Source organism: Nitratidesulfovibrio oxamicus (assembly GCF_015731765.1).
GTDB classification, from domain to species: Bacteria; Desulfobacterota; Desulfovibrionia; order Desulfovibrionales; family Desulfovibrionaceae; genus Cupidesulfovibrio; species Cupidesulfovibrio oxamicus.
Genome location: NZ_VRYY01000345.1, coordinates 1 through 2,779 on the forward strand (window position 1 = coordinate 1; position 2,779 = coordinate 2,779).

At 67.8% G+C, this 2,779-nt stretch carries 2 protein-coding genes; both read left to right on the forward strand.

Annotation, left to right across the window (positions count from 1 at the left end):
* Window positions 1-126 precede the first annotated feature (126 nt).
* Window positions 127-1,725, forward strand: coding sequence for a phage portal protein (locus FVW20_RS11875; RefSeq protein WP_231039072.1), 1,599 nt, complete (start codon window positions 127-129; stop codon window positions 1,723-1,725).
* Window positions 1,715-2,779 (forward strand): S49 family peptidase (locus FVW20_RS11880; protein ID WP_196609782.1); only part of this gene is annotated, 1,065 nt, incomplete at its 3' end. The genes FVW20_RS11875 and FVW20_RS11880, both read left to right, overlap by 11 nt.

Sequence of the window (2,779 nt, forward strand, 5' to 3'; positions counted from 1 at the left end):
CCCGGCGCCGTGGCCGTGCGGCCCATCATCCTGCGGGGGCGGTGGTAGCCCATGCCCCGCGCCGCGCGCCCCATCCCCCACGCCAACATGCGCCGTGCGCGCCAGATGGCAGGCCAAATGCCCGCCATGCGCGCAGAAGGTCCGCTGGTTCCGGGCGTGGTGCCGCGCGTCTCGCGCGATGCCGGATCCTTCCGGGGGACGTTGTCCAATTACCTGCCAGGCCGCCCGGCGCCCGCCGCAATGTGGCGAGAGCGCCAGGTTGCCGCCACCCGTAGCGAGGACCTGACCGCCAACGACTGGGCTGCCTCGTCCCTTGTCAGCAACATCACGCTCAATGCCGTGGGTGCCAACGGCCTCATGCCGTCCAGCGTAATCCCGGCAAATATGCTGGGAATTGACGAAGATCTGGCCCGTGAGATCGGCAACGCCATGGAGGATGCCTGGTGGCTCTGGTCCGAGCGGGCCGGGTACGATGGCCAGCCATTCTCGGAATTGCAGTACATGGGCATGCATTCCGCCCTGGTGCATGGCGAAATGGTGCATGTGCCGGTGATGGTGGATCCGGCCAGTGATGGCGGCTTCCTTGGCCTGCGCATCCAGCCGGTGCACCCGCAACGAATGTGCACCCCCGCAGACAAGCGGGGCCAGTCCAACTTTCGCGACGGTGTGGAACTGGACGTCCACGGGCGCAGCTTCGCGGGCTGGATCGCGGAGCCTGACCCCAGCCTGTTCACCGGCATGCACGGGTGGGATGCCTTGGGGTCCGGTTCGTTCCGGCGCATTCCCTATCGCGTCGGCCACCGTGTGGGTCTGTTCCACTGCTTCCGCCACACGAGCGAGGAGCAGTACCGGGGAGAGCCGGTCATTACCCCCGCGCTGAAGCTGTTCCGCCACCTGGCAGACAGCCTGGAGTATGAACTCATAGGCCAGATCGTTGCCGCGTCGTTCCCGCTGGTGTTCACCAGCGGGCGCAAGGGCGGCAGCACCGACGACATGGATGCCTTCTTCCGCAACGGCGGGGGCGTGCAGGGTCCGCAAGGCGGGCAGGGTGACGGACAGGCACCGGTTTACCATCAAGCCTACGCGCCCGGTCAGGTCCTCTACGCCAACGAAGGCGAAGACGCCAAAGTCCTTTCCAGCGACAGGCCCGGCGCAAACTGGTCCAGCTTCGTCACGTTCATCGTGCGCGCCATGGGCGCTTCGGCGGGCCTGCCGTACGAAGCCGTACTGAAAGACTTTTCCAAGACCAACTACAGCTCCGCCCGCGCCGCCCTGCTGGAAGCGTGGCGCGTGTACATGATGTGGCGCCAGTGGCAGGCCCGCCGGTACTGCCACCCTCTGTGGCGCATGGTCCAAGAGGAAGCCTTTCTGCGCGGGCACATCAAGCTGCCCCGCAACGCCCCCGGCTTTTACGAGGCTTTGCCCCTTTGGACGGCGGCCAACTGGATCGGCCCCGGTCGCGGCTACGTGGATCCGGTGAAGGAAGCCGATGCGGCCATCACCATGCTGGACAACGGGCTTGCCACATACAGCGAAATCCTGGGCGAACGCGGCCTGGACGTCGAAGACGTCTGGACCCTGCGCGGCCACGAAGACCGCATGCTGCACCGCCTTGCGCCGGAGCTGGCCGAACGCATCAACTCGCGCACCGGGGCAACCGCCCAGCGCGGGCCGTATCCTTCCGATCCCCCCGCCCAAACGCAGGAGCAGGGCCATGCCCAATAGCCTGTTTGCCGAACGCCTGTGGGCCATCCAGCCCGACGCCCTTGCCCCGTTCCTGTCGCACGTGCGCGGCATGGTCCTTTCCCGGCCCGCCAGCCCCCCCGACAAGCTGGCGCGGCACGAACCTTCCGGCGGGTCCGCCTTGCCACCCGCCGGAGGGTTTACCCCGCACGCCGCCTTCGCCCTGGGGGGCGAAGTGCTGCGGGACAAGCCGTACGCGGTGGTCAACGGCGTTGCCGTCATCTCCATCCGGGGCGTGCTGTCGCAATTCGCCGTGCGCACCTATTGGGGCGAGCTGGTGGCAACCGGCATGCTCGACCAGATTCGCCCTGCCATTGCCGCCGCCCTGGCGGACAACGCCGTGGGCGCGGTGCTGCTGGACATCAACAGCCCCGGCGGCACCGTGGCCGGCATGAAGGAGCTGTCCGATTTCACCGCCAGCGCGGGCAAGGCAGCGGGCAAGCCCATGGCGGCCTACGCCAACGGCACCATGGCCAGCGCCGCATACTCGCTTGGCGCATCCACCGGGCGGGTGTTTGCCCCGGCCACGGCGTCTGTCGGGTCCATCGGCATCATCAGTGTGCTGCCGAACTGGGCGGGATGGAACGAAAAGATGGGCGTCTCCTACGCCTACCTTACCGCAGGCAAGTGGAAGGCCGTTGGCAACGAAGACAACCCGCTCACCGACCAAGAGCGCGCCTACATCCAGGCGCGACTGGATACCCTGTACCAACATTTCACCGACGGGGTGGCGTCCGGCATGGGGCTGGACGTCGCGGCCCTGGGCACGTGGGCCGATGGGCAAATCTTCATCGCGTCCGCAGCCCCGCAGGGCCTCGTCACCGCCATAGTGGCCGACCTGGAAACGGCCATCGCAACCCTTGCAAAGGAGACAACCATGGACAAGGCGACCCTTGCCGCCCAGCACCCGGAAGTGCTGGCGTCCATCACCCGCGAGGCCGCCGAACAGGCCACGGCCCAGGCCGCCACGCAGCACGCCGCCCAGCTGAAGGACCGTACCGAGGCCTGCGTTGCCGCCGTGCGCGCCACGGCGGGC

What these genes read in the sequence shown, in the direction of transcription:
- FVW20_RS11875 (WP_231039072.1), top strand. Translation starts at nt 127, where the DNA reads ATGCGCGCAGAAGGTCCGCTGGTTCCGGGCGTGGTGCCGCGCGTCTCG.